This window comes from Bacteroidota bacterium (genome assembly GCA_030706745.1).
Classification (GTDB): Bacteria; Bacteroidota; Ignavibacteria; order Palsa-1295; family Palsa-1295; genus PALSA-1295.
This window is the reverse complement of the sequence record JAUZNX010000005.1, coordinates 94,365-116,476: the sequence shown is the minus strand read 5'-3', so window position 1 is coordinate 116,476 and position 22,112 is coordinate 94,365. Positions and strand designations below refer to the sequence as shown.

General features: G+C 53.1%; 23 protein-coding genes and 1 pseudogene. 14 read left to right on the top strand and 10 right to left on the bottom strand.

Annotated features, from left to right (window positions below):
- Positions 1 to 283 precede the first annotated feature (283 nt).
- Positions 284 to 871 carry a hypothetical protein gene (locus Q8902_07920; protein ID MDP4199482.1) on the bottom strand — a complete coding sequence of 196 codons (588 nt, stop codon included), beginning with the start codon at positions 869 to 871 and terminating at the stop codon, positions 284 to 286.
- Between the two features lie 185 nt (positions 872 to 1,056).
- On the opposite strand from Q8902_07920, the gene Q8902_07915 reads away from it, so the two are divergent.
- Positions 1,057 to 1,632, top strand: a complete 576-nt coding sequence (locus Q8902_07915; GenBank protein MDP4199481.1) for a hypothetical protein — start codon at positions 1,057 to 1,059, stop codon at positions 1,630 to 1,632.
- Positions 1,633 to 1,702: 70 nt separating this feature from the next.
- Positions 1,703 to 2,263, top strand: a complete 561-nt coding sequence (locus Q8902_07910) for a hypothetical protein (protein ID MDP4199480.1) — start codon at positions 1,703 to 1,705, stop codon at positions 2,261 to 2,263.
- A gap of 106 nt (positions 2,264 to 2,369) precedes the next feature.
- Here Q8902_07910 and Q8902_07905 read toward each other — a convergent pair whose 3' ends face one another.
- Positions 2,370 to 2,678, bottom strand: a complete 309-nt coding sequence (locus Q8902_07905; GenBank protein ID MDP4199479.1) for a hypothetical protein — start codon at positions 2,676 to 2,678, stop codon at positions 2,370 to 2,372.
- A 45-nt stretch (positions 2,679 to 2,723) separates the two neighbouring features.
- Between Q8902_07905 and Q8902_07900 the strand changes: the two genes are divergently transcribed.
- Positions 2,724 to 3,251, top strand: a complete 528-nt coding sequence (locus Q8902_07900; protein ID MDP4199478.1) for a hypothetical protein — start codon at positions 2,724 to 2,726, stop codon at positions 3,249 to 3,251.
- A gap of 274 nt (positions 3,252 to 3,525) precedes the next feature.
- Complete coding sequence (locus Q8902_07895; protein MDP4199477.1) at positions 3,526 to 4,017, top strand: hypothetical protein; 492 nt, start codon at positions 3,526 to 3,528, stop codon at positions 4,015 to 4,017.
- 63 nt (positions 4,018 to 4,080) lie between these two features.
- Here Q8902_07895 and Q8902_07890 read toward each other — a convergent pair whose 3' ends face one another.
- Positions 4,081 to 4,278: a DUF433 domain-containing protein gene (locus Q8902_07890; protein MDP4199476.1), complete on the bottom strand. Its 198-nt coding sequence runs from the start codon at positions 4,276 to 4,278 to the stop codon at positions 4,081 to 4,083.
- A 415-nt stretch (positions 4,279 to 4,693) separates the two neighbouring features.
- The gene (locus Q8902_07885; GenBank protein ID MDP4199475.1) at positions 4,694 to 6,517 is read right to left on the bottom strand and encodes a homocysteine S-methyltransferase family protein; all 1,824 of its coding nucleotides are present in this window, start codon (positions 6,515 to 6,517) and stop codon (positions 4,694 to 4,696) included.
- Between the two features lie 240 nt (positions 6,518 to 6,757).
- Between Q8902_07885 and Q8902_07880 the strand changes: the two genes are divergently transcribed.
- From Q8902_07880 to Q8902_07865, 4 genes are all read left to right on the top strand, one after another.
- A complete protein-coding gene (locus Q8902_07880; protein MDP4199474.1) occupies positions 6,758 to 7,231 on the top strand; it encodes a methylated-DNA--[protein]-cysteine S-methyltransferase in 474 nt (157 codons plus the stop codon).
- A 386-nt stretch (positions 7,232 to 7,617) separates the two neighbouring features.
- Positions 7,618 to 8,466 carry an RNA polymerase sigma factor gene (locus Q8902_07875; protein ID MDP4199473.1) on the top strand — a complete coding sequence of 283 codons (849 nt, stop codon included), beginning with the start codon at positions 7,618 to 7,620 and terminating at the stop codon, positions 8,464 to 8,466.
- A 19-nt stretch (positions 8,467 to 8,485) separates the two neighbouring features.
- Entirely contained in the window at positions 8,486 to 9,283 is a 798-nt protein-coding gene (locus Q8902_07870) for a hypothetical protein (GenBank protein ID MDP4199472.1), read from the top strand.
- A 35-nt stretch (positions 9,284 to 9,318) separates the two neighbouring features.
- Positions 9,319 to 11,079: a hypothetical protein gene (locus Q8902_07865; GenBank protein ID MDP4199471.1), complete on the top strand. Its 1,761-nt coding sequence runs from the start codon at positions 9,319 to 9,321 to the stop codon at positions 11,077 to 11,079.
- On the opposite strand, the gene Q8902_07860 is transcribed toward Q8902_07865, so the two are convergent.
- The 5 genes from Q8902_07860 to Q8902_07840 form a co-directional block, all read right to left on the bottom strand.
- The gene (locus Q8902_07860; protein ID MDP4199470.1) at positions 11,076 to 11,411 is read right to left on the bottom strand and encodes a DUF86 domain-containing protein; all 336 of its coding nucleotides are present in this window, start codon (positions 11,409 to 11,411) and stop codon (positions 11,076 to 11,078) included. The genes Q8902_07865 and Q8902_07860 overlap by 4 nt on opposite strands.
- Positions 11,408 to 11,698, bottom strand: coding sequence for a nucleotidyltransferase family protein (locus Q8902_07855; protein MDP4199469.1), 291 nt, complete (start codon positions 11,696 to 11,698; stop codon positions 11,408 to 11,410). The genes Q8902_07860 and Q8902_07855 overlap by 4 nt, the downstream gene beginning before the upstream one ends.
- 61 nt (positions 11,699 to 11,759) lie before the next feature.
- Positions 11,760 to 12,044 (bottom strand): hypothetical protein, encoded by a 285-nt coding sequence (locus tag Q8902_07850; protein MDP4199468.1) that lies wholly within the window; start codon positions 12,042 to 12,044, stop codon positions 11,760 to 11,762.
- A gap of 116 nt (positions 12,045 to 12,160) precedes the next feature.
- A complete protein-coding gene (locus tag Q8902_07845) occupies positions 12,161 to 13,858 on the bottom strand; it encodes a T9SS type A sorting domain-containing protein (GenBank protein MDP4199467.1) in 1,698 nt (565 codons plus the stop codon).
- Between the two features lie 177 nt (positions 13,859 to 14,035).
- Complete coding sequence (locus Q8902_07840) at positions 14,036 to 14,293, bottom strand: hypothetical protein (protein MDP4199466.1); 258 nt, start codon at positions 14,291 to 14,293, stop codon at positions 14,036 to 14,038.
- Between the two features lie 431 nt (positions 14,294 to 14,724).
- On the opposite strand from Q8902_07840, the pseudogene clpP reads away from it, so the two are divergent.
- Positions 14,725 to 15,339: pseudogene (gene clpP / locus Q8902_07835) on the top strand (ATP-dependent Clp endopeptidase proteolytic subunit ClpP).
- A 370-nt stretch (positions 15,340 to 15,709) separates the two neighbouring features.
- Positions 15,710 to 16,912, top strand: a complete 1,203-nt coding sequence (locus Q8902_07830) for a T9SS type A sorting domain-containing protein (protein MDP4199465.1) — start codon at positions 15,710 to 15,712, stop codon at positions 16,910 to 16,912.
- Positions 16,913 to 16,916: 4 nt separating this feature from the next.
- On the opposite strand, the gene Q8902_07825 is transcribed toward Q8902_07830, so the two are convergent.
- Complete coding sequence (locus Q8902_07825; protein MDP4199464.1) at positions 16,917 to 17,612, bottom strand: hypothetical protein; 696 nt, start codon at positions 17,610 to 17,612, stop codon at positions 16,917 to 16,919.
- An 82-nt stretch (positions 17,613 to 17,694) separates the two neighbouring features.
- Between Q8902_07825 and Q8902_07820 the strand changes: the two genes are divergently transcribed.
- The 4 genes from Q8902_07820 (at position 17,695) to Q8902_07805 (ending at position 22,086) form a co-directional block, all read left to right on the top strand.
- A complete protein-coding gene (locus Q8902_07820; GenBank protein MDP4199463.1) occupies positions 17,695 to 18,549 on the top strand; it encodes a DUF547 domain-containing protein in 855 nt (284 codons plus the stop codon).
- Positions 18,476 to 19,012 (top strand): DinB family protein, encoded by a 537-nt coding sequence (locus Q8902_07815; protein MDP4199462.1) that lies wholly within the window; start codon positions 18,476 to 18,478, stop codon positions 19,010 to 19,012. The genes Q8902_07820 and Q8902_07815 overlap by 74 nt, the downstream gene beginning before the upstream one ends.
- Before the next feature lie 120 nt (positions 19,013 to 19,132).
- Complete coding sequence (locus tag Q8902_07810) at positions 19,133 to 19,864, top strand: LysE family transporter (GenBank protein MDP4199461.1); 732 nt, start codon at positions 19,133 to 19,135, stop codon at positions 19,862 to 19,864.
- A 596-nt stretch (positions 19,865 to 20,460) separates the two neighbouring features.
- Complete coding sequence (locus Q8902_07805; GenBank protein MDP4199460.1) at positions 20,461 to 22,086, top strand: phosphoenolpyruvate carboxykinase; 1,626 nt, start codon at positions 20,461 to 20,463, stop codon at positions 22,084 to 22,086.
- Positions 22,087 to 22,112: the final 26 nt, after the last annotated feature.

Here is a 22,112-nt window from a genome sequence, read left to right as displayed (position 1 = left end):
CGAATGAATCCAGGCGCCCTTTATAGAACGGGCCTTGGTGGCAGTCGAACTAGACAAAAGAGACTCAGAAGATAACCACTCCCATGCGCGGTGAGTTCGGATGGAAACTCAAACAATTGTCCGAAACCTCCGCCGCAGGAAAAACTCAACAATAATAAGACCAACCATCTCAGGTCCGCAACAAAATATCGATCGGCATCCCGCGACCCCGGATCATGACGCGGTTAATTCTCGATCCAGGGTCTCGGGCAAATGGAATCTCGCGCTACATCGGCCTCTCCCCTTACTTGAGGATATTAAATTGGCCGAGAGCTTTGCTCAGGTCGTTGGCCTTACTCACGACGTTCGGATTTAGCTTGGCCGTTCCGAGCGCTTGATTGATGATCGCGGCTTTTTGTTGCACGTCTTTCGTGTCGGTCTCGCTAACCGGAATCGTCGGCACCGTGCTGATATTCTTCGTCGCCGCTTCCCGGACGGCAGGATTGTTCGAACGCGATGCATGGCTTAGCACCTCCAGCGCCGTAATCCGATCGGATGGTGTCGCTACCGAGGCATACGCGGAGACAAGGTTCACGAGCCGCACATCGAACTGGTCCGACTCGAGCGTGATGATGCGCAGCGCCAGATTGCGCTCCATCGGATTCTCGCTGGTCAGGTGCTTGATATACGACTCAACGAGCGCGCTTTTTCGCTGCTCATCGGCCTGCTTTTGTTCTTGCACGCGCTGCTTCTCCTGATTGCTGTTCATTGCATAGTTGAACCAGGTGCCGAGCACCAGAAGCAACACAGGCATGAGTATCTTGGATATTACTTCGAGGACTTTTTCGGTATCGCGCAGAAGAAGGCTCTTGGGCTTTGTTGGCTCTTCCATATTACAAAGAATAAATAAATTGGACTACTAAACCACAGCACATCCATTGCGGGCAATTGCCGTGCCTGAAGGGGGAAGTGACTCCTGCTTTCGCGGCAGGGATTACCAACGGGAACGGTGGGGATGGGAGCCGATACTAATGTAATCTGAGGGCTTCGGCCCTTTTTTCATTGGAGGGGATTCCTATGCGTAAGTTTGCACCCATGATCCTTCCATTACTCACGCTCGCCGTAGTCCTCGCCGGAGAAGATGTGTGGGTTTCCGTCGCGGCGATTGTAATCGCGGCCTTCTCTTTGGGATGGAACATTATGGTTTGGCGGAAGGCCATGAAGCCGGTCGTTCGCCTTGTAATACGGAATTATGACAATCGTCGGTTTCCAGAGATGGGCCCGCCAAGAATAAACATTCTTTGTCTGCGCTTAAGCTTCGGCTCTGAGTTCATTTCATTCAAGAGCACACCTGAATTCCGAGATGATAAAGGCAGATCTCTTCGGTGGTCGCCGGTTGATCCAGAGGATTGGAATGCCTCGTTCGATAAGGACGAATCGCCCGTGACAATTCACCTTGACTATCTGAATCTGGAACACGATAGCAGAACGATCCGGGCCATTTGCCGATTTGATGAAAAGCGGCTCGTCGTACGCACAAATACGATTCGATGTGAAGACCTGTTAAGGGCGCGAGCCGACGGTGTAAGTCGTAAGAAGCCCGGAGAAGGGTCGGTCGAAGAGGAGATGGCTGCCGCATTTGGAGTAGATTGACTTAGGTGGCAAACGATGTTATGTTAATCTTAGGGGCCGAAAGCCCCTCTTTTATTTGTGGAAACGGGCTGTGCGTAAATTTGCAGTCATGGTACTGACATTCCTGCTGTTTTCCCTCTCATTCCTTGCCGACGTTGACTGGGAAAAGCATGTAGCCTTCATTGCTGCTTTGGCCCTCTCAATTGTGAAGCTTATCGAGTGGAGGCAAAATTATGGCTTCTCGATCCGCTTAGATGTGGTGAATTACTATCATAAGGAGCGCGATCCCAGGGGCGAAAACGTACACGAGGATATGCTGCTTCTGTACATCATCGTTCGAGGGGATAAGCTAATTAGTGTAGACGGCGTTTCATTGAGAGATCAGCGCGGACGCGAAATATCGGCAACGTATGATTGGGAGCGCGATTGGACATTCAGCAAGGAGGAACGGTCCTATCCCATCCGCTTCGAGAACATACAGCTCTGGAAAGGTGAAACTAAGAAAGTACGAGCCGAAGTAACCTACAACGGGCATAAGCGACCGAGGCGGAGCGGTTACATTGGCTTCGCGAGACTTAGAAGCGTTGATGAGACCATACTCATGGACAGAAAGGTCGCACCCTCAGGCACCGACATCGATGCACCATTATAAGAAGCTGCCAAGTATGAAAACCACAACCCTTGCCCCCCGCGGGATTCAAATTAGGATACCGCTCGATCTTAGAATCTCACGACGCGGGAAGATCGGTGGGTTTTCTTTAGGTCTTAACGAACGTCTTAATCACGTATTGCCGCGACCACGTATTGTGAAAAAGCTGGTTCACATCTTCAAAAAAATGCACTAAGTCGCTCGTTGCTGAAACCTGGCGCATCTCCTTGATTTCGTTCTCTTGATACGGCAACGATATGACACTCCTCAGAAGATGCAAAAACTCGTCTTCGGTCCATGCGTTCGCCCGAAGAAGTGAATGCGTCGTTTCGGAATCATCAATACTGTAAAGATAGGCTCCGCCACCGTCATTGTAAAACTTTATTTGGAATTCTTTCCCCGATTTGTATGAGTCCATTGCGCAATAGCGAACGAGCCGCCAATCTCAGCCGTTCCGTGCAGCATGTGTACTCTCGATTGGACTGCATTTGGGACCTTCCTTCTCTTCGGCGCGACTCTGCTCCTCGTCTGGGTAACTAAGGGCCTATGGACTGAAGCTCAAAACCAATTGAAGGAGCAAAAGCGCGCTACCTCTCTTCTGAATAAGCCCTTTCTAAGAATAGAAGATTTGGATGCAAAATGGTTCGATACGGTGACAGGCAATAATTACGGAATTGTCTTCCGGCTTTACAACGCGGGTGGGGGTGCGGCATGGAATGTTCATGTTCTGAGTACAGCAACGGTCATCGGTGCGACACCAATGATGCAAGCAGACGGAGACTACTACGAGGCCTTCATTGGGAGGGGTGAGAGATTTATCGTGCAGGTGCCAGGTAGATCATTGGCGGGCGTGTTAGACCATTACTACCTCTCCTTGCGGCTAACAATAACTTTCGATGATGTCGATAAGCCGGGAAACAAGATCGAGTACAAGGCGGATCGAGTACCTGACGGACAATGGTCAATCCTTCCAATGTTTTACAAAATATAAAAGCCACAACCCCTGCGAGTGCGGGGATTCAATTTAGGACACCACCCAATCCCAGAACCTCACGATGCGGGAACGTCAGTCGGGTTCTTGTTATAGAGCAATCCTCATTGAATACACAGAAGCACGTCTCTCAGTGCTGATGCGGCGACTGCCGTAAGGTGACTCGGTACGACCTGCCCAGCACTCGCTCCGAGAGAGTAAACAAGCCATACGACTTCTATCTTTTCCATAGCGATGATCGAACCCACCACGAATCTGAGCCGTTCCGTGGGGCATGGCACCATTACCGCAATTACCGACTGACAATCTCTATAAGTTTCTCGCCCTTGCGGGCGTAGCCTTAGTTCTTGTCTCTGGCTATCTCCAAATTCAAGCAGGGATAGTGGAGGATCGGTGGGAACGGGACATCACATCAAAAACACAGATCCTTGCGAATGAAGTCAAGGCGATGAGCGACACTTACAATAGAGATACAGCGAAAGCGGACAGTGCAATGCTCGCCCAAAAGCCAGCATGGGATTTGGCTGTGCATAGATCGGACTCAATTCTTAACGAGCACTTGAATGAGTGGTGGCCGTGGAAGTTGGCGCTCGAAACAAGGGTCATCGACCTTTGGATGTGGTGGATTGGATGGATTCTCACGTTAGGGGGCTTCTGGCTCTGGTATTGGAAAGTTCAACGCTTCAAGGATCGCAAACTAAAAGCGCGGACCGAAGCTCGTGAGCGAAAGAACGTGAAAGCCGCATTCAAAAACCCTAAAGCATAAAGACCACAACGCTGCACCCGCGGTGATTCATCTTAGGGATACAACCACAATCTTTGTGATGACTTAAGGTAAGCGGGCCAATTGAGCCGCTCGAATGTCCGCATCTTCGAGTGAAGGAAATTGCTTCAGTATCTCTTCCGTGCTTTCACCAGCAGCGAGAAACTCGAGGATGGTCTCGACCGCAATCCGCTTGTGGCGAAACGTCGGCTTGCCACCAAGAACCGCTGGGTCAATTGTGATGCGACCAAAGATTTGCTCCATACCTGAAGAAGAGCCTGTGAGCACAGATAATTCCTATGATGCTTCCATATACTCGAAGCGGCGTGAATCGACGACGATCTCGTTGGGATCGCTTTCGCGGGTATGACAACGGCCCCCATCCCGCCACCACAATCTTTCAAAATTCATCCGGAAGCTGCGATGCCGGGGGTCGCGAACCCTGTTATAATAGGGGGAGGGGTTCCTCTTCTTCCGATACGAAGTATGGAATTTGAATCAGGTCCCATTTTTCTCATTTCAGAAAATTATGGCTATTTATCCAAAGGGCAGGATGCGGCCATTCATGAATATTTTCCGAAAATCAAATACAAAATAATTCGGCATTACCAGAAGGCACCGGCGAATACTGGCCAGAATCGAGAGTTACGCCCTGTGCAGAGCTGACAGAGAGTGACGGTTACGCCGCTTCCAGGAGTTCGAAGCGGCGTGCATCGAAGACGATCTCGTTGGCCAGTTCGCGTCCGCGCTCGTCTATCTTGTGCAGCGGCATGATCTTCGCCGCGTGGACGATCGCCATGTCGAGTCCTGCTTCGATCGCATGGTGCAGGAAGACGGAGTTCAGGACGTGGCGCGAGTGCGGGTTGAGTCCGAACGAGATATTCGAGACACCGAGGATCGTCCGGCACTGCGGATGCGCGGCTTTGATCATGCGGATGGCTTCGACGGTTTCAATTCCGGCTTTGCGGAATTCGTTATCGCCCGAGCCAAGCGTAAAGGTGAGCGTGTCGAATATGAGATCTTCTTCGCGCATGCCGTATTTATTGACCGAGAGATCGATAATGCGCTCGGCGATTTCGAATTTCTTCTCGCGGGTCTTGGCCATCCCATCTTCATCGATGGTGAGTGCGATGACCGCCGCGCCGTACTTTTTGCAGAGCGGCAGGACGTGCGCCATCCGCTCTTCGCCATCCTCCATGTTGATGGAGTTGACGATGGCGCGGCCCGCATAATGCTTCAGCGCCACCTCGATGACAGGGTACTCGGTAGAATCGATGACGAGCGGCACGGTGACGGCAGTGTTCATGCGAGAGATGACTTCGCGCATGTCGCGGACTTCATCTCGGCCGACATACGCGACGCAAAGATCGAGCATGTGCGAGCCTTCTTTGATCTGTTCTTTGGCCATCGAGACAGCAGCATCCCAATCTTCGTTGAGCAACAGATCGCGAAATTTCTTCGAGCCGTTGGTATTGCACCGCTCGCCAACGATGACCGGCGCTGGATCGACATGCATCGGCACCGAAGAATAAATCGAGGAAGCCGAAGGCGTCCAATCGATCGTGCGCGCGTGCGGCGTGATGCGCTCAGCGAGCATCGAAAGATGCTTGATGTGCTCCTTTGTTGTGCCGCAGCAGCCACCGATGATCGAGACGCCGAGATCGCCGACGAAGTGGGTCATGTACTTCTCGAGTTCTTCGGGCGTAAGATGATAGTGCGCATGCCCGCCGATGTTCTCAGGCAGTCCGGCATTCGGCATAATGAAGATCGGCTTGGGAGATGTCTGCGTAAGGAATCGCACGTTCTCCTCCATCTCTTTCGGTCCGGTCGCGCAGTTCATGCCGATGGCCGAGATGATGTCGTAGGGTTCGAGCGCCGTCAGCGCCGCGGCGATCTCGGTGCCCATGAGCATCGTGCCCATCGTTTCGATCGTGACCGATGCGATGATCGGCAGGCGTGCCTTTTTATCGCGAAAGAGATCTTGCGCGGCAGCAAGCGCGCACTTCATCTGGAGCAAGTCCTGACAGGTCTCGATGATGAAGAGATCGGCGCCACCATCGAGCAGGCCGGCCATCTGTTCGTAAAACGAATCGCGCATTACATCGAACTGGATATGTCCAAGCGATGGAAGCTTGGTGGTAGGACCAATCGAACCAGCGACGAAGCGCGGCTTCGCCTTCGTCGAAAACTGAAGTGCCATCCGCTTGGCAATCGCCGCGCCTTCTTTGGAGAGTTCGTAGGCGAGCGACTCCAGTCCGTACTCGGCGAGCACGATGGATGCCGAGCCGAACGTATCGGTCTCGATCACGTCGGCGCCAGCTTCGAGATAATCACGATGGACATTTTCGACCGCCGAAGGCTTCGAGCGCACAAGGTACTCGTTGCAGCCGGCCAGATGCTCGCCGCCGAAATCGTCCGGCGTGAGGTCTTGAGTCTGCAGGTTCGTGCCGGTGGCACCATCGAAAACGAGCGGGCGCTCGCGGGTGAGTGTGCTCAGGTCCATACAAATAAAACACCCCGTTCGTCAAAGACCAACGGGGTGATGCAAGTAGTGTGAAGTTATCTACAATTACGCTTTAGCTATTATTTTATGTCGCAGCAAGCTGTTGGTCAAAGCACGACATAGGTAGTAACGCAAGTGATGAAAATTGGTTTCAGGGTGTCGCCAATCGTGGTCGCGGGCTTTAGCGCTCAATTGCAGGCACAGTGACCACAGCAGCTCTGTTTATGTATCTTTGCGTCAATGATCGGCACTTTCAATTCCCCCATCGGCCTCATCGCCATCCGTGCCGATGAGAATGGAATTCGCTCGATGGTTTTTGTCGAGGAAGATAAATCAATTGAAGCTTATGATCCCTCACCAATCGTAGAGCGGTGCATTGCGCAATTGACTGAATACTTCTCCGGTACGCGCACAAAGTTCGATCTTCCACTCGCGCCGGATGGAACTGAGTTCGAAAAGCAGGTTTGGGAAGAATTGGAACGTATTCCGTTCGGCGAAACCTGTTCGTATCTCGACATTGCGAAGCGGTTGGATAACGCGAAAGCCATCCGTGCCGTTGGCCGGGCTAACGGGGCGAATCCGATTGCGATCATTATCCCTTGCCACCGGGTCATTGGCAGTGATGGGAGACTGGCAGGCTATTCCGGCGGACTCTGGCGGAAGCGCTGGCTTCTCGACCACGAGGCAAGGATAGCGAGGACTGTGTTATTCTGATGATGGATTAATTTCTGCCAGAAACCTTCGCTCTCGAAAAATGGGAACGCCCACTGGCTAATCCGTCTTCTATATTGCGACCTTCTTGCTTCTCGCTTCGGAACTCCGTCAAAAACTTGCTTATTCTGGGCGAAATTCGCCAAGTGGATTAAAAATTGCCATGCAGGTGTAATTTTTCACTTCGAGCGAAGTTCTTTGCATGTATCGGGATGCCAGTGCGCGCTTTCGCAGCTTGCTTCCCGGTGCGCTTCAAAGCATTTGGATCCGAAGCTTCTGACTGACGAATATGCCGTTCTTTGGCATCCTCGTTGATCAGCCCGGACGCGAGACGTTGTAACTTTTTCCCTACGCATCGGCCTTATGGCATAGACGCGCACTACACAGCTATGCCAGTGCCTGCTTCGAACCAAATGCACGAAGAACGCTTCGCAGGAGACGATCCGCCAATGCCAGACGACCACTCGTTTGGCAAGGGTGAGCCATTAGACGATCCGATTGCGAACTCCGGCGAGGCGGTACTCTTGCAGGAGGCAATGCAGGAATCCGCCAGGCAGCGAAGCCGGAAACATGAGTTCATTGACACAGCGACCGATCGACATGCTGCCCCGGGACACGAGTCAGACGAGGCGCTCTTCAAACGCTATCAAGCTGGAGATGAAGCTGCGTTTCTTATGCTCTACGAGCGGTATAAGACGAGCATCTTCGCGTATTGCGCCCGTGTGCTCATGAGCGAAGGTATCTCACGAGACGTAGCCGAAGACACATTCCAGGATGTGTTTCTTCGATTGGCGCAGTACCGGCAGACCTTTACAGGCGGCGAGTTCAAGGCGTGGATCTTCACGGTCACGCGGCATTCGTGCCTGACGGCCAAGAAGTTGGCGTTTCGTCAGCGGGCCTCGACCGAATATGTCGGCAACTCGGAAAACTTCGATGATGATGCGTCAGTCGAAGTGCGTCTGGCATTTTCGCACAATGACGATCCCCTCGAACGGATGTCACGTGCGGAACAAGCGACATTGCTGCAACAGGCAATTGCGCGGCTGCCCGAGGAATTTCGTGAAGCACTCATCATGAGTGAGTACGATGGGCTGACCTACGACGAGATCGGCCGCATTACGGGAACATCGCTTTCGACGATCCGTATTCGAATTTATCGCGCGAAATCGCGCTTGCGGAAGATGTTGCTGCCGATCCTGGGCGATCAGGCAGCAGACCTGCTCGGTGAGAGTGACTGATTTTTTTCTGACAATCGATATGAATAAGCCCCGAACGGAACAACCGAACTTGAACGAGTACTCGGCAACGACCACCGAAGAACTCATCGTGCAGTATCTTGATGGCGAGCTGCACCGAAAGGAGCTCGAGTCCGTCCTCTTTGGCCGATTGGCCCAGAGCGAGGATGCACGTACGCTCATGCGCGAGCATTTGATCGTTCGCGGTGCCATTCGGGCATCGGCCGATCATGAGCTGTTCCAACTTTCCGAGAGTCTGGACCGAAAGACGCGGTCACGGATCGAACAGGTCCTCCAGGTCATGACACCCGAACAGCAGCTCAGCTATGCTGGGGATGCTCCTGCCGTCCGTACCAATCTTATATCGCGCAGGCTGAACCGCTGGGCACTTCGCCCGAGTCTTGCAGTGCTGGTCTTGCTTCTCGCGATCGGGACGACGTGGTTCGTTACCCGCACGACTGATACTCGCATCGCAACGAATCAGCCCGCACAAACTCCGACAGTAACGGCTCCGGTACCAACTGCTCCGGCACAGCAGATTGCACCACAATCTGCTGTGCAACAACCGATGGCCGCATTGCCGGTGCAGCATGCGGAAGCCTCGCACCGTGCCGCGATGCGTTCGACTTCAGCTACAAAGTCCTCTATGTCCGTTGCGAATCAGCAGCAGCTCGCATCAAATGGAAGCTTTGAGCCAAAGACCGAGACCAGACCTGGAGAGCCAACGATGGACGAGCTGAACCCTTCGAAGCGCTTTGCGAAAATTCTGAACGCCTCGGAGAAACGGGAAGTCGTAGTCACGAGTCACGATAGACTCTAAGGGTTCACGGCCAACTGGAAGGGCAAACGGATAGCGTGAAACGATTCAGAGTGATGGGTAGTCTTCGGCGGGTTGTATCCCACCTCATTCCGTTCGCCCTCACCGTGATTTTTATTCCTTCGGTCTCCTCCGCGCAGCAAGCCCACGTGGTGGCGACGCTTCCGGAGAAACTCGAAAGATTCGATCGGCAAAACGATGCCACCGATGGTGAAACGATCGATGAACTGATTCAGCAACGGATCGATCAGGAATGGAAATCGTACGGTCCACAGGCGCGCCCGGAGATATTGAAGACGACTGCGGATTACGCTCGGCTCGGCTCGGAATCGCATGACCTGCTCTATGAAGCGAGCTTCCATCTTCAGCCGCATTACTATAACCACCTTGCAACCGGACCGGACACATCACGCAACGTCGAGCGCGGACAATCGGTCATGTATTATGTCGGTTCGGCGCGCACGCCACTCGCATTGCCGGTCGTCAGTAATCTGACAACGGCTCTCTCCGGCAACGAAGCCTCGTATACGATCAACCTTGGAATTCTGCCGCTTCCGTATCCAGGGCATCCGGATTCCGTCCGATATTATGTGGTGATCGAGCGTGCCGTTGAATCCAACCACTCGGATGTTCCCCCAATTCGCTTCGAGCGATTCCATAAAGATTTCACGGCAAAGGCCGACGAGACTGTGCCGCTACGTCTGGCCGGCGGTACGCTGGCCAAGGGAGTTTACATCGTGCAACTCGAGAACGGTCAGATGCTCGATTTCTACGATGACTTTGCACGCTTTATCGAAGAGCATATTGTCATCAGCAGTGAGCGGCTACGCTTCGCGCTCGGCAAACAGACCATCTCCGATATCTCATCGCGACTTTCTATTCCATACTCCGTCGCACGGACCTGCAAGGTCACAGTTCAGCTCCTGAGCGTCGTCGATACCACGAATGCGATGACGATTGTGGATACCCTGCGACAACCGGCGGATTATCTTGCCGAACTGGATATGAGTCCATTCGCGGATGGCCCCTACCGCTACCGGTACACCGCACGCGACATCAATACGAGTGCGATCGTCTACGATACAATCGCACAATTCCATAAGCTGACGCCATTAATCATCGCACAGACAAATCATCTCGCACCGGGCGACACTCTCAAGGTCGGCGGCAAAAAGGTCGACTGGGCGGCGCGTACTTCCGAACTCATGCAGGAGTTATCCCGCGAACGCGTCGTGAATGATCGGATCAATGAGACGCTCAAACGTGACGAGGCTGAGAAGCACGATCTGAAAGTGATCGTCGATGCGAACAAGAAACGCACGATCGCCGATATTCACGGCCGCGTCGGACTCGGCATGGGCGCCAGTGCCGGTGACAACATCTTTATCGGAATCGAATCGAGCAAGCCTTCGCTGGCCTTCGATATTTCGTTTGGACTCCAGTATGCTTCTGCTCCGTATCTTCAAGGCTATCAGGCACCGAGCATCGTCTCACAAATTGGGTCATCGCCGCGATCGCTCGGATTGCAGTTGACCTGGATCCCGGTCAAATTTTTCGATGGTCTCATCGAACCGCTGATCTCCGCTGCATTTTATGGCGCATGGACCAAGGACGCTGTGGCGGTTGGCGGTGTCGGCACGGCATCCCTTATCTCACCTCAACTTGGAATCGCGTGCGAACCACTCGGCGAACTGAACGGTCTTGGCTTTAGCGTCGCCTACGGTCCCGCGTACGGATTGGGACAACAGGGGCAGTCGCCTGTAATGGATTTTAGCGCCAAAGCATACATAAGGTTCTAATCACTTTCTTGGACAATCGATCGAAAGGACGCTTTCAATGGAGGAAGATCGATTGCGACGATGTCCCAGATTTGGGCCAACTCCAGACCGAGATAATCGTGGACAACGACATTGCGAAAGGCCGCCATTTCAGTCCAAGGAACATCCGGAAAATGTTGTTTCAATTCTGTCGAGATTCGTGTCGATGATTCGGCAAGCGTATGCAGATTTCTCAGTACGGCATCTTGCTTCATACCATCGACAAAGAAATCCTCCTTGCCCCGAGAGGTATACTGCTCTATCTTTTCAATGCACTCGATAACATGTGCAATATAGAGCTTATCTTTCTTCATAACGGTCTCGACTCGGCGAGAATCTGATCGCGGATCAAATGGTGCAACGCATTCTCCGTGACAATGTCGATTTCACAGGCAAGGAGTTTTTCGAGATCGGCTTTAAGCCCTCCGGGGAAGAACGGCGATCGTTTCGCGCCGTATCGCACCAAAAGATCCAGATCGCTCGCGTCGGACTCATTCCCCCTTGCTACGGAGCCGAAAATGCGAACGTTCTCGGCTCCATGCTTTGCAGCAAGGGCGAGAATCTCATCACGGTGTTCCAGAATTCGGGCGGAGAGCGTCATCATGCTCCCACAACGGCATAGGAGAATATGAGGTTTCGCCGGTTTTGTGTTGGGCTGGAGTTCACCCTAAGACCTTGCTCTTATATTCGAACGGCACGCGCTCCCAATCCATCGCTTCCCCACGCTTCATTTGCATGACATACAAGAGGATTTCCGACAATAGGAAACGATAAATCTGCGCATCGTTGGTAAACAGGAAGACCGGATCGAGACCCGGCTCATAGCCCGACATAAAGAGCGAACCTCGGTCGAGATACTCGACAAAGAAATCGAGCGCCTTCTTCTCATCGTCAGTAACGTGGAAGTCCGGACGCTCAGCGAGAATGGCGAGAAGACGATCGTTCATAGTAATGAAGAACGGAATACTTAAAGATGGAAACGTTGAAAAACTGAAAGTGGAGAACGATGAGCGGGCAGCCACTCTCCGTTCTCCACTATCAACTATTCACTATCAACTAATCGCTAGCGCGTGACTTCCACTCGCTTTGACGCGGCGTGTTCGCCATCGGAGATTCGAATGACATACGTGCCGGGAAGCAGGCCACTCGTCTTGAGCGGATACTGTCCGGGCTCGACAACCGAGACGCGGTCGAGATATACTTGATGTCCCAGCAAGTCGATTATTTCAAATGTTAGATCGCACGGTTTCGGTACGCTGTACCGAACGAAGACTTCCTTGCCGGTCACTGGGTTCGGGTACACATCTTTAATTGCGAAACCAGAGGTTTCAGAAGAAGCGACTCCTCTTCCAAACGATCGTTTCACGACCAGGGTATCCAAGATTGCGCTCGCCTCGTTGCCGGAAGGTATTGCCTGCACCAGAACAACCGCAAAGGTATCGGGAGTCCACGTAAACGATGTATCGGTGGAGTTCTGCACGAGCCAAATCCATTTTGGATTCACGAGTGCCGCTACTTGATACTGCAAGGAAACCGTCGACACCTGGTACTTGGTCCAACTGATCGTATAGGGTACGCCCTGTGTCGCAGTATCTTTTGTTGTTGCCGGATGGGTAAAGCGAATGTAGGGTTTAAATCGGATGGAAAAAGTCCCGTCCTGAATTGATACCAGATTCGCGTTATCGACCGATACAACCTTAATTTTTCCTTGCGTGGTCACAGTGTCAGGGACCGTCCACAAGAAGTAATTATCTGTAATGCTATCGGCAATCATCTCCCAGTTGGTGCCGGCATCGGGCGAATAAAAGATGCGAACGCCGTGTACGAGAAAGGTCCCGCTGTAACTGATGCCCACTTGCTCTCCGGCGAAGAACGTGGAATCGTCAAGACCAGAACTGTCGAGAACGAGCGTCGGCGGCGGCGGAGCAAGCGTATCGAGATCGGTCCGTAAATTAGCGGCATTGACCACATGATAGTCAGAGCTGTTCGATGACTCCTCGACGAATGCAATGAGCCGCATCTTGGAGAAATCGTACAATGCATCACTGCTGGGCGAGTGAATATTGAACGATCCATTGACGATCACGCTTGCGCCCGCGGCCCCACCGCCCGTCAAAACTGGTATTGGACTCGATGACGTCACGTAGCGGACAACGTCATTTTGCGTCGTGGGCTCCGGTGAGCACGCATCTGATGATGGTAGCACCACGCCATCCTGGAGCACAGCAAAATACAACTTAAGATTATCCGGGATGCTCTGATTCAGTGTGACTTTGACAAATGCATGGGCGATGAAGTAGGTCCCGCTTGAAGTTTTGTCCAGTGTGACATGATCGAGAGCAATGCTGGCAACCGCTGGAAGGGCAGCTTCCTGATCGATTTGAGAACCCCAGTCCGTCCCGGTTCCGGAGACTCGCCCACCGCCGAAATCCTTGCGATCGACGGCGGAAGCGTCTATTATATTCCCATTAGGATTGCCTGTGAGCCTGGCATCTGTTGGGTTCGCGCCCACGGCGGATTGGGCACATGGATCGCAGATATTACCAATATGCTCGCTAAAATGGATGATCTTGTTTCGCTTGCTGGAAAGAACGGAGTTCACGGCATCATCAAACGGTGGCCTGAGCCCATCTGGACATGGATCGCACGTGTTTGTGAAAGACTCAAAGAGCACGAGATGTTGTTGAGCATGAGCGCCCAAAGCAAAAATCGAGATCGCGAGGACAGCGAAGGAAGCAGAAAGGAAGCGTTGAAATCGCATAGCTAAATCGAGATTAATTTTTCCGTCGAAAATAAACACGTTCCGGGAAGAATGGTGCGCCAGTGAAATCCGAATAGGCAAGAAAAAATGCGCTCCGGCTTTGAGCACCGAAGTGCCTTGCCAGAGCGCATTCAAATCCGATTCGAAGAATTCGAGGACGGACAAAATGGAGAAGAATTACTTCTTCTTCATCTCTTTCTTCTCTTCCTTCTTCGGCTCGTTGGCTTTCTTGATCGAGTCGGCCATATGAGCAGAATCAGCAGCTGACATCGCCGGAGCCGGCGGTGGCGGCGGTGGCGGTGCGGTCGTCGGCGCAGCGGCCGGTGGGGCCGCGGCGGTATCCGTCGTCGCATTATCGGTCTTCTTCGAGCAGGCCGTCATGCCGCCCACGAACGCTACTAAAGCACCAAGCACAATGAGTTTACGAAGCCCCATGGCAATTACCTCTCAGATTAGTGAATGAAAGACGTCTCACCCCTTGCCCTCAGAACAGGTATGCTATTCTACCAGACAAAGAACGAGGGTGATTCTATCGTTTGTCAAAAAGAACTTTGGAACAAATATACGAAGTCCCCGGCGGAAAACAACTAACTTCCCGTAAAACCTCGCATGTGCTAAGTCCTGCTCTCAGCAATCGCCGAAGCCATTCGCCGGATGCAGTGACTGAGCCTTCTGCTCGCCGCGCGCCGCCTCCCGGCGGATGCACAGTCCTATATCTAACTACAAATATACGACGCAAAAATAGGTTGTGCATAAAATCCGGTTTCCGGGACCGAGCAACAGCCACGAATCCGCCCGGCAGAATGTTGATGGACGCATGGGCCACATGGACCCATATGACTCATTAGACAATAGCGACTATCATAATGAATTTTTCTGATCTTCACCTGACCACTCCGATCCAGGCCGCATTAGTGCCGATGGTCGTCGAGCAGACGGCCCGCGGCGAACGTGCCTTCGATATCTACTCACGGCTTCTCAAAGAGCGCATCGTATTTATCGGCACGCCCATCGATGACACCGTTGCGTCCCTTCTGATCGCGCAGCTTCTTTTTCTCGAAAGCGAAGACCCGGACCGTGACATCAATATTTACATTAATTCTCCTGGAGGTTCCGTCTCCGCCGGACTCGCAGTGTACGATACAATGCAGTACATCAAGCCGGATTGCGCGACGATCTGCCTTGGCATGGCGGCCTCGATGGCTTCCCTGCTTCTGGCCGGCGGTGCTGCCGGCAAGCGTACCGCGCTGCCGCATTCCCGCATCATGATCCACCAGCCGCTCGGCGGCACACAAGGTCAGGCGACCGACATCGAGATCTACACGCGCGAAATGCTCCGCATTCGGCAGGACCTTTATGGGATTTACTCGCTGCATACGGGCAAAGACATCGAGCAAATCGCCAAGGATGCCGAGCGTGATAATTATATGTCGCCACAACAAGCGAAGGACTATCACCTGATCGATAACATCATGGATAAGTCTGCGATGAAGGCGCTCGGCGGTGGCGTGCAGATGCCACTCACTGGCGCAGTCCAGCGGATCAATGAAAAGGTCGATGAGGAAGCCTCGAAGGAAGCCAGCGGCGGACCATCACCGGCGCCCGCCCAGCAAGGCGCCGGAAACGGCGGACGGTAAGAGTCTTTTTTCTCTAATTCAGGCTGATTTGGACGGTTGCAAAAATAAATTTGTAACCGTGGCGATCTCGCGCGTTTTAAATATGGCAGGGTCTGATGATATAGACCTTCACTCAGGTGTAACAAATTCCGTTTCGTGAAGTTGTTAGCTCCTAGCGAAGTGACGTTCGTTTTGAACCCACCAACAAGCGCAACTCTAAAAATAGGATGGTCCGATGAAACGACTCCCGATCTCCATTCTCTTCCTGACGCTTCCTCTCACCGCGATTGCTCAGACGATAACGATCGGGCCGATTGCGAAAACAGTGTATTGTGTTGGTGATACGATGTTCGTCCCATACGCGTCTCAGGGGTCGTTTAACCCTGGCAATGTCTTCAAGGTGCAACTCTCCGACGCGAGCGGATCATTCGCAGGGTCTCCGAGCCTCGGCCAGAGTGGCAATGCGAGCGATTCTATCCCCTTGCCATTGATGAATCCGGGTTACGGTTATCGGGTGCGCGCTATCTCTACTAACCCCTATCGAATTTCAGATACTAGCAGTACAAACATTCATGTTGTCGCGTATCCGTCACCCTTACCAAGGCCATCTGTAGGTGGAGGCTGCGTCTATATCGATGCCGGCTTCATTGGGGATTCGATTGGTCTTGTCGATCGCTCGTCCGAGTCGGCAGGTTCCACATTCTTGTGGCTATTCGATCAAGATGCTAGCGTGAGTTCTTCTACACAGCCAGCACCTAAGGTAGTCTATGCGACTGACGGAATCAAGACGGGCAAGTTGACCGTGACGAACGCTGCCGGGTGCAGCACAACAAACACATTTACATTCCGCGTGCTGAATTGTTCACCAGTGATTCCCAAGAACGTCCACGTCGTAACGGGCACCGAGACCGGCTCCGATCCTGTGGTCTGGGTATTACCGGGAGGAAATTACACCACCAGCGGGGAATTCAGCAATCGCGTCGTTTTTGCCGAGCCTGGTGCTTTTGTGCGAGCAGAGTTTAGAACGGAAGGTCTATATTATCTGAGGTCAGGATCTTCCTTTATCTCAAGTAACGGACAGGGTTGCGCAACGGTAGTTCTCAGTGGAGGGGACCGGATTTCATGGGATTCGTATAATGATGTCGATACGCTCTCTTGTGCAGACCTTACCTTTGACTATTCGCTTCTGCCACGAATTGTTGAGCAGAATCCTCACTCATCAACGCACATTTCACAATCTGCCGAGCAGCTTTTGGTGGAATCAGACGGAGTCTCCGTCAGCGTGCGTTTCTTTGATCTGCTTGGCTCAGAGATTCTTGCAGTGCGGGGTGAAAATGCGCTCAACGTCGATCTCACCCCAATTCCCGCCGGCATTTACTTCGCCATCGTGCAAGCAGGCGAGGCGCGTGAAGTGCGCAGAATATTAGTGACGCATTAAGAGCCTACTTAACCGAATCAATCGACCTGCGGAACGTGGCGCCGCCATCCTGATAGGCGCCGACCCAGGAAGTGAGGATGCGTCCATCTCGTCCAATGAGTACGTTGAACGGCACACCGTACGCGCCAATTGGAGAATAATCATCAAAGCACGTTCTCCCCTTATCGACGACGAACCGGCCCTTCCATTGATGTGCGGCAATCGTGTCGGCGTAGTCTGTGAGTGGGCGAACAGCCGGATCCGCAGTGAATACGCGAAGCGTCACGATGCTGTCGCGTCCATAATGGTTCTGAAGGGATTCGACGATGTCGTATGCCTGATCGGAATACTGCGGTTCCCACAGACCGCCGAAGCATAAAAACGCGAGCTTACCGTGTGCATCGTTGAGGAGGGACTGTTGCTTGCCCGCCGCATCGAGCCAGTAGATATTGCTCGCCATCGGATGCGCTGAGCCGGATGCGACCTTTCCTCCATCAGCGGACATTGATGCAAGAATATCCACGAACCCACCCGAGCTACTGCCCGAAGTATCTTTTTTGATGGTGGTGTCTTTCTTTATGGTGGTATCGGTCTTGACCGTGGTGTCGGTCTTGCCGGTACTGCCACTACCTGGATTCGTTGAACTGGAACAGGACTGAATTGAGAGCACCATCGCAAGCGCCGACGATACTACAAATGCGATGAAACGGTTGGACATCATGATTTGGGAAATTCGGAACACAATGCTAACAAAGCGCTGAGTAAAGAAACCCGTCAAACGGTAAATTGTTACAGCAATCCAGATGCACCCCACTCACCTGCGCATCCTCCTTCTTTTCGCGATGGGCTACCTCATGGCTTGCGGCACCGTGCCGAATACCAGCGTGACGGCGGTTTCCTCCGGCGAGCAGCTAGCACGCGTCGATGATTCACTCTATGCCAACGTGCTTGCGCGTGCAGTGAATGCGAGCGGGGCCATCAGCCTCGCGGAATTGCGTGGGGATAGCAATTTGACCGAGTATCTGGATGAAATTTCCCGAATGCGAACGGACGTCTTCGTCTCGCGGCAGGCGGCATTGGCCTTCTGGATCAACGCGCACAACGCCTGGGTCCTCGATCTCCTTCGCTCGAATCCGGGTGCGAAAAGCACCGATGATATTAGCGGATTCCGATATGCACGAGTGTTCTACAGTGGTAACCAGCGCTATTCGCTCGATGATATCGAGCATTCGGTGCTGGTGAAACAATTTGCGGAGCCACGCGGATTTTTCGCCCTCTGCGATGGCACCCGGTCCTCTCCGACGCTGCGTACGGAGCCATACTCCGAGCAGCACTTAAGCGAACAACTCGATGATCAACTCAAGCACTTCCTCGCCGATTCAACTCGAAACGTCCTCGACCGCCACACCAATACGTTGTATCTCTCCGAGATTTTCCGCACGTATTTGGATGATTTCGAACGGATCTCCGGCAGCGTAACGGCGTTCGTTCGCGCGTTCGCGCCGCCAGCCATGGCGTCGTGGATCGACGGACATCCTGCCGTTCGGATTTCCTATCTCACCTACGATCATACCATCAACTCCAGTGACATCGAATATTCCCGCCCGGTCGAACGACCAAAACGACCGGCGCACCGCCCTACTGGCGGCATTCAGTAAAAGCATTCAGAATTTTCTCGCAATCGCAGAATCCTACCCACGGCCGCTCGTGCGGGAAAAACCTAACCGGAACGCCTTCAGCGCGTGCGAGGTCTTGTATCACATGCTCGATGTCGAGCAGCTCTGGCAGCAACGCATTCACGGAATGGTCGATGGAACAATCGATAAATTTCAGCAAATGAACCCCGACAAAGAGGCGGCCCTCAAACGCTATAACTCGAAACAGTACGAACGCGGCCTCCGAGAACTTGCGCAATCCCGCGCCCAAACTGCCGCGCAGATACTACAACTGTCACCGGCTGAACTGGCCCGCACGGCGCTACATCCTAAGTTCGGCCCGATGAATACCCTCAAAATCCTCGAGACCATGGAAGCCCACGATCGCCAGCATGCAGCCCAGTTGGAGAAAACGCTTGCGCTGGTTGCGAGTACCACGACAGCGACTGCGGGTACCGGGTGTTGATGGGCTCGCCGTCGTGAACAGACGAGTTTGGAGGATTCCTCCGGCAGAACAGACACTAATCTGCGCTCTGTTGCACTTTGTACACCGATTCGAGCGGATTCCACTTAGCACAGTAACCTTTTGATTCTCGCAGTTATCGTCGGTGCAATAACCGGCTGGTTGCTTTCAATGCCAATCGGCCCCGTCAATGCGGCCGCTATCTCGCGTACATTACGGTACAGCTATCGGTATGGACTTGCTGTCGGGATCGGCGCGGCCCTGATGGATGTGATCTATTGCGGTGGCGCGGCACAGATCAATCAATTTCTGGTCGAGTCCCCGATCATCAATCTTGTTTTCCAGCTCGTTGGATTTGCGGCGCTGTTATGGCTCGGACTTCGGCAATTATTGCAGAAGCACCAATCTGCTGCAAGTCCGCAAGATGACCCGAAGCTTGGCGAGGCTCTTGAAAACGTCGCCATGAAGAAGATGCACATCGGTTCACGAAGCATTGCCGGACCGTTTGTTCTGGGAGTCCTGCTGTATGCGACCAATGTCATGGCAATTCCCGAATGGATCATCATTGCCGGATTGTGGCGCGGCTGGGGAATCTTGGGCACCGGCGTAGATATTAATGCTGCGTTCGCAGTTGGCGCGGGGCTTGGAACCGCAGGTTGGTTCATTCTGCTCATCGGTTGGATTTCTCGGCGTCATCGTGGCTTCAAGATTTCGACCATGAAACGAATCAATCTCGGCATGGGCATCGCCATGCTTGTCTTCAGCGCATATTTCGCCTACGCGATCATTTTCGAGACCCACTGGAGCTCCGTCGAGTCGCACGCGAAGGAGGATACCAGAGGGGTTATGCCATAAGTGCTACTAGATGCTTGGATCCATTCCAGTGGGCTCATCGGACTTCCTTTATTCTCCGGCGACTACGGATCGTCCCAAAGAGAATCCCCGCATAGAAGAGCCCGCATGCCGTCCAGACGAGGACGCCACCAATTCCAGCCAGGTGAGCGGAAGAGATTCCAATCGCGATTCCAACAAAGCATAAAGTGCTCAAGGTAAGAGTCCAGAGATAGTTCATATTTGTTTGTTGTCTAAGATCGGGATGGTGTTTGAATTCGGTGAGGAAAATCTACACCCAAAACCGTCGTTCTGCATAGAGTACCAATTCTAAAACCTTCGTGCTTTCTTTTCAATTCGCATGAAGTCTCGAATCGGCGGCTACTCCGATTGAAGTTATTTCGTGGCCCACAGAAATCATTGTAGCAATAGAGAAGCTGAAATCGCCGATCTTCATGAAAAACATCCTCAATTATTCAAATTATGGCGAAATCTTGGCACTGAGCAAACCAGGCAAGGAATCTTATGCCGTAAAAATCCGATAAAAGTGCGCGCGTAGTGATCCGGGATCGATGAGATGAATTCCGGGCCTTCCTCCTTATTGACAATCCATTCTGATCATGAGCAACTCCGAAGTGAACGCAGCCCACCAAATTCTCGATCATGCGACGGCGAATGCCAAGGCGAGCCTCGCCGATCATGGTATCTCGCACAGCCAGATCTACTTCAACCTGAGTCCAGAAGAACTCTACGCCGAGGCACTATCGCGCGGTGAAGGGGTGCTGGCGGCGAACGAGGCGCTCGTGGTTTCGACCGGCAAGTTTACCGGTCGCTCGCCAAAGGATAAGTTTATCGTTTCGAATCCGGCGAGTCATGGTCATGTGTGGTGGGGCACTGTGAACCGCGAGATCAGTCCGGAGAATTTCGAGCGGCTGTATCAGAAGATGGTCGCCGCAATGAACGAGAAGGAGTTGTTCGTCGCCGATCTCTTTGCCGGTGCGGACAAAGAGTATCAGCTTCCGCTGCGCGTGATCAATGAGCTGGCATGGCATAACCTGTTTGCGCACAACCTGTTTATTCGTCCCACGCAGGCCGAGCTTGCCGAACACCGTCCGCAGTTTACGGTAATCGACATGCCATCCGTGAAAGCCGATCCGAAGACGGATGGGACGGCATCCGAGACCTTTATCGTGCTGAATCTCGAACGTGGCATCCTGCTGGTCGGCGGAACGGAATATGCCGGCGAGATCAAAAAGTCGATCTTCACGACGCTCAATTATGTGCTGCCGCTCAAGGGCGTGATGCCGATGCATTGCTCGGCCAATATCGGCGAGAAGGGCGACACGGCGGTCTTCTTCGGACTCTCGGGAACTGGCAAGACGACACTGTCGGCCGATCCGAAACGCGGACTGATCGGCGATGACGAACACGGCTGGTCGGATCGTGGCGTATTTAATTTCGAGGGCGGCTGCTACGCCAAGTGCATCAAGCTTTCGCAGGAACATGAGCCGCAAATCTGGAATGCAATTCGGCGCGGCGCGGTGCTTGAAAACGTCGTGCTCGACGATAATGGCGTACCGGATTATAACAATACCTCAAAGACGGAAAACACGCGAACAGCGTATCCGCTAAATTTTATTGAGAATGCTGTCGAGCCCTCGCTTGGCGGACATCCGAAGAATATCGTATTTCTGACTGCTGATGCCTTTGGTGTGCTCCCTCCGATTTCACGTCTGACGAAAGAGCAGGCGATGTATCACTTCATCTCGGGCTACACGGCGAAGGTCGCTGGCACCGAGCGTGGCGTGACCGAGCCCGAGCCGAATTTTTCGACCTGCTTCGGTGCGCCGTTCATGGTACATCATCCTCACGTTTATGCCGATCTGCTTGGCAAGAAGATCGAGGAGCATGGGGTTCGCTGCTGGCTCGTGAACACCGGCTGGACCGGCGGGCCGTATGGTGTGGGCAAGCGCATGCACCTGCCATACACCAGAGCGATGGTCGAGCAGGCGCTCGCGGGCGCGCTGGACAATGTCGAGACTGTGAACGATCCCACATTCGGCGTTGCGATTCCGCAGCATGTGCCCGGTGTACCGGATGAGGTCCTGAACCCACGTGCGACCTGGACCGATAAGGCGGCGTACGATGCGCAGGCGAAAGACTTGGCGAAGCGCTTCACGGAGAACTTCAAAAAATACGCGGATGGCACCAGTCAGGCCATCTTGAACGCCGGACCAAAAGTCTAAATGCTCCGAGTGAGCCCCTCTTCGAG

Excerpts from the sequence above, each read along its gene's own strand:
- Q8902_07840 (MDP4199466.1), bottom strand. The coding sequence starts at position 14,293 with ATGGGGCTTCGTAAACTCATTGTGCTTGGTGCTTTAGTAGCGTTCGTG.
- Q8902_07880 (MDP4199474.1), top strand. The coding sequence starts at position 6,758 with ATGATCGGCACTTTCAATTCCCCCATCGGCCTCATCGCCATCCGTGCC.
- Q8902_07885 (MDP4199475.1), bottom strand. The coding sequence starts at position 6,517 with ATGGACCTGAGCACACTCACCCGCGAGCGCCCGCTCGTTTTCGATGGT.
- Q8902_07870 (MDP4199472.1), top strand. The coding sequence starts at position 8,486 with ATGAATAAGCCCCGAACGGAACAACCGAACTTGAACGAGTACTCGGCA.
- Q8902_07850 (MDP4199468.1), bottom strand. The coding sequence starts at position 12,044 with ATGAACGATCGTCTTCTCGCCATTCTCGCTGAGCGTCCGGACTTCCAC.
- Q8902_07900 (MDP4199478.1), top strand. The coding sequence starts at position 2,724 with ATGTGTACTCTCGATTGGACTGCATTTGGGACCTTCCTTCTCTTCGGC.
- Q8902_07890 (MDP4199476.1), bottom strand. The coding sequence starts at position 4,278 with ATGGAGCAAATCTTTGGTCGCATCACAATTGACCCAGCGGTTCTTGGT.
- Q8902_07845 (MDP4199467.1), bottom strand. The coding sequence starts at position 13,858 with ATGCGATTTCAACGCTTCCTTTCTGCTTCCTTCGCTGTCCTCGCGATC.
- Q8902_07825 (MDP4199464.1), bottom strand. The coding sequence starts at position 17,612 with ATGATGTCCAACCGTTTCATCGCATTTGTAGTATCGTCGGCGCTTGCG.
- Q8902_07905 (MDP4199479.1), bottom strand. The coding sequence starts at position 2,678 with ATGGACTCATACAAATCGGGGAAAGAATTCCAAATAAAGTTTTACAAT.
- Q8902_07895 (MDP4199477.1), top strand. The coding sequence starts at position 3,526 with ATGGCACCATTACCGCAATTACCGACTGACAATCTCTATAAGTTTCTC.
- Q8902_07820 (MDP4199463.1), top strand. The coding sequence starts at position 17,695 with ATGCACCCCACTCACCTGCGCATCCTCCTTCTTTTCGCGATGGGCTAC.
- Q8902_07805 (MDP4199460.1), top strand. The coding sequence starts at position 20,461 with ATGAGCAACTCCGAAGTGAACGCAGCCCACCAAATTCTCGATCATGCG.
- Q8902_07920 (MDP4199482.1), bottom strand. The coding sequence starts at position 871 with ATGGAAGAGCCAACAAAGCCCAAGAGCCTTCTTCTGCGCGATACCGAA.
- Q8902_07830 (MDP4199465.1), top strand. The coding sequence starts at position 15,710 with ATGAAACGACTCCCGATCTCCATTCTCTTCCTGACGCTTCCTCTCACC.
- Q8902_07875 (MDP4199473.1), top strand. The coding sequence starts at position 7,618 with ATGCCAGTGCCTGCTTCGAACCAAATGCACGAAGAACGCTTCGCAGGA.
- Q8902_07915 (MDP4199481.1), top strand. The coding sequence starts at position 1,057 with ATGCGTAAGTTTGCACCCATGATCCTTCCATTACTCACGCTCGCCGTA.
- Q8902_07855 (MDP4199469.1), bottom strand. The coding sequence starts at position 11,698 with ATGACGCTCTCCGCCCGAATTCTGGAACACCGTGATGAGATTCTCGCC.
- Q8902_07860 (MDP4199470.1), bottom strand. The coding sequence starts at position 11,411 with ATGAAGAAAGATAAGCTCTATATTGCACATGTTATCGAGTGCATTGAA.